The organism is Streptomyces sp. (genome assembly GCF_035563135.1).
Taxonomy (GTDB): Bacteria; Actinomycetota; Actinomycetes; order Streptomycetales; family Streptomycetaceae; genus Streptomyces.
Genome location: NZ_DATMVN010000106.1, coordinates 1 through 6,392 on the forward strand (window position 1 = coordinate 1; position 6,392 = coordinate 6,392).

The window sequence follows — 6,392 nt, forward strand, 5'->3', positions numbered from 1 at the left end:
CGCTGCGGGCTCCGCTGGACGGGACGATCGGCTGGCTGCGGGGGCGGCTCGCCGAGATCCTCCAGGAAGGCCTGAAGGCAGGCGAGTTCTCCCCCGGCATCACGCCCGACGAGGTCGCGGCAGCCGTCGTGGCCACGGTCCAGGGTGGCTACGTCCTGGCCCGCGCCTCCGGATCGACGGCCGCCTTCGACTCCGCCGTCCGGGGGCTGCTCTCCCTGCTCGCCCCGCACAGCACATCGGCCCCCGCGGTTTGAGGAGTTCACGATGCACGCCATGCAGTACGAGATCACCCTGCCCGCCGACTACGACATGGGGATCATCCGTGAGCGGGTCGCGACCAGGGGCCATCTCCTCGACGGCTTCCCGGGCCTGGGCCTCAAGGCCTATCTGATCCGTGAACGCGGTGACGCCTCACCGGTCAACCAGTACGCCCCGCTGTATCTGTGGTCGGCCCCCGAAGGCATGAACGCCTTTCTCCGGGGTCCCGGATTCCAGGGTGTCGTCGACGATTTCGGCCGTCCGGAGGTGCAGCACTGGGCCGGCCTCCTCTACCGCGAGGGAACAGCATCCAAGGCGCTCCCCCGCGCCGCTGTCCGCCGCCGTGAGCGGATCGCGGACAGCGTCCCGCCGGCTGTCGCGGTGGAGGCGGCGCTGGAGGAGAGCCGTCTGCTGGCCACCGCTCCCGGGACCGTGGCCACGGCGCTGGCTGTCGACCCGCGCCGCTGGGAGCTGCTCCACTTCACGCTCTGGGAACACGAGCCGCCCGGGGTGCCGGGCGACCGCTACGAGGTGCTCCACCTGTCGTCGCCCGAGCGGGACCGGCTGGACCGGGGGAACCAACGGTGACGGGCCCGCACGGCCCTCGGGAACGTCCCCGGCCCGGGGGCGGGCCCCGGCGGCAGCCATCGTGGTGTGCCCGGCGTGCGCGTCCGGGACGCCGGGCTCCTCGGACCGCGCCCCGACCGGCCGTTCCCGTCGGCCGTGACCTCGCACCCGGCCTCAGGCCAGAGCGGCCAGCGGGTCGTCGAGTACGGGCTGCCAGGCCAGCTCGGCCGCTCCCACCAGGCTGTTGTGGTCCAGTGTGCAGGCCAGGATCGGCACGCTGCCGCTGCGGCCCCACAGGCTGCGGTCGGCGACCACCGCCCGCAGACGTTCGGGGTCGGCCTCCAGGAGGTCGCGGTGCAGCCCGCCGAGGATGATCCGGTCCGGGTTGAGGATGTTGACCAGCCCGGCGAGGCCGAGGCCGAGCCGGTCGATCAGCTCCTCCGCCGCGGCCCGCACATCGGGGTCGCCGTACTCCGTGCGCAACAGGTCGCCGGACTGCTTGAGCAGCGACTCCTCGGGACCGGGCTCCCGGCGCGCCGCGGTGAGGAAGGCGAGGGGATCCGTCTCGACGTCGAGGCAGCCCCGGCCTCCGCAGTGGCAGGGGCGGCCCTCGGGGTTCACCGTGAGATGCCCCACCTCCAGGGCCAGTCCCGAACTGCCGCTGTGCAGGCGGCCGTCCAGGACGAGGGCGCCGCCCACTCCCCGGTGGCCGGTGGCGGCGCAGAGCAGGTGCTGCGCACCGCGTCCCGCGCCGTGCCGGTGCTCGGCAAGGGCGGCGAGGTTGACGTCGTTGCCGGTGAACGCGGGGCCGGTGATCCCCGTAGCGCGTACGCAGGCGGAGAAGATCTCGCGGACCGGCGCTCCGGCCGGCCAGGCGATGTGCAGCGGGTTGAGCGCCGTGCCCTCGGGCTCGGCCACGGCGGAGGGCACGGCGAGCCCCGCACCGACACAGCGCAATCCGGTCTCGCGCAGGAGTCGGGCGCCCGCTTCGACGACCTCGCCGAGGACCTGCGCGGGATCGGCCATGACGGCGACACAGCCGGGTGCGGTGGCCACGATCCTGCCTCCGAGCCCCACGAGCGCGGCGCGGAAGCCGTCGGAGTGCACCTGGGCGGCCAGGGCCACGGGGCCGCTGTCCCGGACGGACAGCCGGTGTGAGGGACGGCCCTGCGAACCGGCGGCGGAGCCGGGGCTGGAGTCCACCGTGATGAGCCCGAGCGCCTCGAGCTCCGCGGCCACCGCGCCCGCGGTGGCGCGGGTGACGCCGAGTTCGGAGGTCAGCACGGCGCGGGTGGGAGCGCGTCCCGTGTGCACGAGCTCCAGGGCGGGCCCCAGCGCGCTGCGGCCCCTCTCCAACTTCGTCCGCGTGGTGGTCGGCTTGCCGTTCATGGGGGCGAGTCTCCCATGATCCGGGGTCGTGCCGACGCTCCCGCGTCCCGCAGCGCTCACCCGGCAGCCACCGGGACAGCGGCCTTGCACACGCCTCGGCGCGCCCCTGTGCCGCACTTTGTGTCACCTGTGAACGAACTGCGGACCAGGCAGCGGGCTTCTCGTCACCGCGCTGACAGGTCCTGCGCTCCTGCTCACCCCACGCCTGCCGCACCACCTCGCGTGGAGGAGCGGCCCTTCGGCGGCCGGCTTCCTCGCCACCCGGTTCGCCGGACCGGCTGCGGCAGCTGGTTCGCGGCTCCCACCGACCGTCCGGTGCGTCCCCAGAGCGCCTGAGGCGGATCTGGCACAATCGCCGCGTGGACATGTCGGAGCACCTGACAGCGCTTGCCGAAGAAGGCCCCGCACTCGCCTCCGCAGCCCGTGAAGCGGGGCCGGAAGCCCCGGTCCCGACCTGCCCGGGATGGCGGATACGCGATCTCCTCAGGCACACCGGCATGATGCACCGCTGGGCGGCCGCCTTCGTCACCGAGGGACACCGGACGCGTCACCCGGCGCACGAGGAACCCTCCCTGGACGGGGACGCGCTCTTCGACCGCTACGCCGAGGGCCACCGCTTGCTGGTCGACGCGCTCCGGGCCGCCCCCGCCGACCTGGAGTGCTGGACCGTGTTCCCCTCGCTCTCCCCGCCGGCCTTCTGGTCCCGCCGGCAGGCGCACGAGACCAGGGTCCACCGGGTGGATGCCGAGTCGGCGCGGGGCGGGCCCCTGACACCCGTGGCAGCGGCGCACGCGACGGACGGTGTCGACGAACTCCTGGCCGGTTTCCATGCCCGTACCAAGAGCCGCGTACGCACCCGGTCCCCGCGCGTCCTCCGGGTGCGGGCCCTGGACACGGAGACGGTATGGACCGTACGGCTGTCGGACAGGCCCCCGGTCACGGTGCGCGGGACCGCCGCCCTGGACACCCCCGCCGACTGCACGCTGAGCGGCACGGCCGAGGAGCTCTTCCTGGTGCTGTGGAACCGCCTGCCGCTCTCGTCCGTCGACATGTCGGGAGACCCTGCGGTCGCCGGACTCTGGGAGGAGAACTCCGCGGTCGTCTGGTCGTGAGCGGGCGGGGCGGGCCCTTCGGGCTCCGGCCCGGTCCAGGCCCCGGGACCCTTCAGCCTTCGATCCGGTCCAGCATCCGGGAAAGCACCGCCCGCTGAAGCGGCCTGGCCTCCGTGTGGCGAGCCCGGCCGGTATCCGTCAGCTCGACACGTACACCCCGGCGGTCCTCGGCGCACATCGCACGGCGTACGAGCCCGTCCCTCTCCAGCCGGGCCACGAGCCGCGACAACGCGCTCTGGCTGAGATGGATCCGGGAAGCGATCTCCTGCACGCGGAGGCAGGCGTCGCCACGCCCCGTCACCGCTTCCACGAGGACGTCCAGGACCTCGAATTCACTGGCTCCCAGACCGTGCCCGTCCAGGGCCCGGTCGAGCTCGCCCAGAGTCCTGGCGTGCAGCGCGAGTAGCTCGCGCCACTCACCGACGAGCGCCTGCTCGGACTTCTTCGCTGCCATGGCAGCACGCTAGCAGAGGATCGATTTGTTGATGCATGCGCAATAACTGCACATGCATTCACAGTCGCGCGTGCGGCACGGGAAGCGTCCTTGCCGTCGGCCAGGGCCCCTGTGACACTGCGGGCATGATGCGACGTACCCAGGCGGAGCGGGACGCCATGACCGTCGAGATCGGCTACGCCTCGGTCAGCGGAGCGGTGGTGGCCGCGGCCACGTTCGCCGGAGTCCTCCTCCCCGCCCTGCTCCTCGAACTTCCGGACGGTGTCGAAGACATGTTGTTCCGGGCCGGGGCCGCGCTCGGTGCGCTGGTGTTCGTCGTCCGGGTGGTCCATGTCCTCCGGCGCACCCCCTTCGCGGCCGGGGCAAGGCGCCCGCCGCCCGTCCAGCCGAGCCGGCCGGGGCGCACGGGCCCCGACTCGTAGGCGCACACGACACGTCGCGCCCTGTCCCGGGCTCCCAGCTCGGCCATGGCGCGGCCGGCGTGAGCCCTGGCGGTGAGCGGGCCGGCCACAGGTCCGCGCGTGATCTCCTCGCCGGACAGCCCGATGCCCGCCAGGGCCGTCGCTTCCCGCTCCCGTTCGGCCGGTTCGTCCGAACCGCCGCCGCGGGCCCCCGCCCCGAAGCCCCGCACACCCGGCCCCTGCCCCAGGACCCGGCCGCCCGGCCCCGTGTCCCACCCGCCCCGCCTCAATCCCTCGCACCGCCGCCGGCGGCGGGCCGGCCGTCGAGCAGACCGACCGAGCGGCCCAGTTGGTGCGCGGCGTGCCGGTAGAGCTGTTCACGCGCCTCGACCACCCGGTCGAACTGGCCGAAGAGCTCGAAGGAGATCATCCCGAAGAGCTGCGCCCAGGCGGAGACCAGAGCCACCACGACAGCAGGTGGAAGATCGGCGGCCAGGTCGGCCGCCATACGTGCGGCCTCGGGACGCAGTTCGGCGGTCAGCGGGGGGACGGCGAGGCCCTCGGCGAGGTGGGCGTCCCGTACCAGGCCGATGAGGACCCGGCCCACACGGGAGGCGGGGCCGACGGTGTCCTGCGGTGCGGTGTAGCCGGGGACGGGGGAACCGTAGATCAGCGCGTACTCATGGGGGTGTGCGAGAGCCCAGTCCCGTACGGCGCAGGCGACCGCCGCCCAGCGGGCGGGATGGGCTCCCGCCGGGGCACCGGCCTTCGCGAGGGCCGCCTCGGCCACTTCGCCCACCGCGTCGTAGGCGTCGACGATGAGCGCGGTCAGCAGGTCGTCGCGGCTGGGGAAGTAGCGGTAGAGGGCGGAGGACACCATGCCGAGCTCACGGGCGACGGCGCGCAGGGAGAGCTTCGCGGCGCCCTCCGCAGCGAGCTGCTTCCTGGCTTCGTCCTTGATGGCTGCGGTGACTTCGATGCGGGCGCGTTCCCTGGCTCCCCGAATGGTGCTCATGTCATCAGTCTGCCACGCGACTGGAGCACCGACCACAAAGAAGAGCACCGCTCTTGCTTTCGAGCGATGCCCCCATGCACACTGATCTCAAGCGAGAGCGCCGCTCTCTCAATGGTGGGAGTCACCGTGCCGCAGCAGCCCTACTACCTCCAGGCCAGCACCTTCGCCCAGCGCATGAACAGTGTCGTCGGATGGCTCGCGCGCCATGGCGTCAGCCTCCTCGGCTCCGCCGAGATGTCGGTGCGCGGCCGTAAGAGCGGCCGGATGCAGCGCATCCCCGTGAACCCCCACCACTACGAGGGCGCCCAGTACCTCGTCTCCGCCCGCGGCCACTCCCAGTGGGTGCGCAACATGCGCGTGGCCGGGGGCGGAGAGCTGAAGGCTGGCCGGAAGGTCCGCACGTTCACCGCCGTGGAGATCGCGGACGACGAGCAGAAAGCACGGATCGTCCGCGCCTACCTGAAGCGCTGGGGCTGGGAGGTCGACCAGTACTTCCGGGGCGTCACCGTGAAGTCGACCGACGCCGAGCTCCTCGCCTCGTGCCCCGACCACCCGGTCTTCCGGATCACGGTCGAGAGCTGACCCGGTCCGCTCCCTGGCGGTCCATCACATGCAGCGCCCGCTGCGCCAGCGGGTGCGAACGGACCAGCTCGGCCAGCGACGTCGTCCCCCGGGTGATGCCCGCGAAGGCGTTCCAGGCAGGGCGGAAACCCGTCAGAACCGCGTGCAGGAGTCCCGGGCGCCGCTCGAACAGCCTGAGCATGCGGCGCCCGACGCTCATCTCCACGCCCAGCCCCGCCTTGATCGCGAAAGCGTAGTTGAGCGCCTGGCGCCGGGCGTCCACCGCGTCGTGCGCCTCCGCGATCCGCACCGCCCATTCACCCGCGAGCCGCCCGGACCGCAGAGCGAAGGAGATGCCCTCCCTGGTCCAGGGCTCCAGCAGCCCTGCCGCATCGCCGCAGACCACCACCCGCCCGCGGGAGAGCGGGGAGTCGTCGCTGCGGCACCGCGTCAGATGACCGGATGAGATCGTGGGCTCGAATCCGGCGAGACCCAGACGGCCGACGAAGTCCTCCAGATACCGCTTGGTCCCCGCACCGTCACCGCGCGCCGAGATCACACCGACGGTCAGCGTGTCGCCCTTGGGGAACACCCAGCCGTAACTTCCGGGCATCGGGCCCCAGTCGATGAGCACC

General features: G+C 72.8%; 8 protein-coding genes and 2 pseudogenes. 5 read left to right on the forward strand and 5 right to left on the reverse strand.

Annotated elements, in window-relative coordinates:
- Positions 1 to 254 (forward strand): TetR family transcriptional regulator C-terminal domain-containing protein (locus tag VN520_RS04630; protein WP_414719766.1); only part of this gene is annotated, 254 nt, incomplete at its 5' end.
- A 10-nt stretch (positions 255 to 264) separates the two neighbouring features.
- Positions 265 to 846 carry a DUF4865 family protein gene (locus VN520_RS04635; RefSeq protein ID WP_325745545.1) on the forward strand — a complete coding sequence of 194 codons (582 nt, stop codon included), beginning with the start codon at positions 265 to 267 and terminating at the stop codon, positions 844 to 846.
- 153 nt (positions 847 to 999) lie between these two features.
- Here VN520_RS04635 and VN520_RS04640 read toward each other — a convergent pair whose 3' ends face one another.
- Entirely contained in the window at positions 1,000 to 2,214 is a 1,215-nt protein-coding gene (locus VN520_RS04640; protein WP_325745546.1) for an ROK family protein, read from the reverse strand.
- 359 nt (positions 2,215 to 2,573) lie between these two features.
- On the opposite strand from VN520_RS04640, the gene VN520_RS04645 reads away from it, so the two are divergent.
- Positions 2,574 to 3,326 (forward strand): maleylpyruvate isomerase family mycothiol-dependent enzyme, encoded by a 753-nt coding sequence (locus VN520_RS04645; RefSeq protein ID WP_325745547.1) that lies wholly within the window; start codon positions 2,574 to 2,576, stop codon positions 3,324 to 3,326.
- Between the two features lie 52 nt (positions 3,327 to 3,378).
- Here the strand turns inward: VN520_RS04645 and VN520_RS04650 are convergent, their stop codons facing one another.
- Positions 3,379 to 3,780, reverse strand: coding sequence for a MarR family transcriptional regulator (locus VN520_RS04650; RefSeq protein WP_325745548.1), 402 nt, complete (start codon positions 3,778 to 3,780; stop codon positions 3,379 to 3,381).
- A gap of 125 nt (positions 3,781 to 3,905) precedes the next feature.
- Between VN520_RS04650 and VN520_RS04655 the strand changes: the two genes are divergently transcribed.
- On the forward strand, positions 3,906 to 4,202 hold the full coding sequence (locus VN520_RS04655; protein ID WP_325745549.1) for a DUF6332 family protein: 297 nt from the start codon (positions 3,906 to 3,908) through the stop codon (positions 4,200 to 4,202).
- On the opposite strand, the pseudogene VN520_RS04660 reads toward VN520_RS04655, so the two are convergent.
- Positions 4,166 to 4,360: pseudogene (locus VN520_RS04660) on the reverse strand (DNA-binding response regulator); the annotation flags it as partial. The gene VN520_RS04655 and the pseudogene VN520_RS04660 sit on opposite strands and share 37 nt — an antisense overlap.
- Positions 4,361 to 4,467: 107 nt before the next feature.
- The gene (locus tag VN520_RS04665) at positions 4,468 to 5,196 is read right to left on the reverse strand and encodes a TetR/AcrR family transcriptional regulator (RefSeq protein WP_325745550.1); all 729 of its coding nucleotides are present in this window, start codon (positions 5,194 to 5,196) and stop codon (positions 4,468 to 4,470) included.
- A gap of 126 nt (positions 5,197 to 5,322) precedes the next feature.
- Between VN520_RS04665 and VN520_RS04670 the strand changes: the two genes are divergently transcribed.
- Positions 5,323 to 5,778: a nitroreductase/quinone reductase family protein gene (locus tag VN520_RS04670; RefSeq protein WP_325745551.1), complete on the forward strand. Its 456-nt coding sequence runs from the start codon at positions 5,323 to 5,325 to the stop codon at positions 5,776 to 5,778.
- Here the strand turns inward: VN520_RS04670 and VN520_RS04675 are convergent.
- Positions 5,762 to 6,392, reverse strand: a pseudogene (locus VN520_RS04675) (hyaluronate lyase); the annotation flags it as partial. The gene VN520_RS04670 and the pseudogene VN520_RS04675 overlap by 17 nt on opposite strands.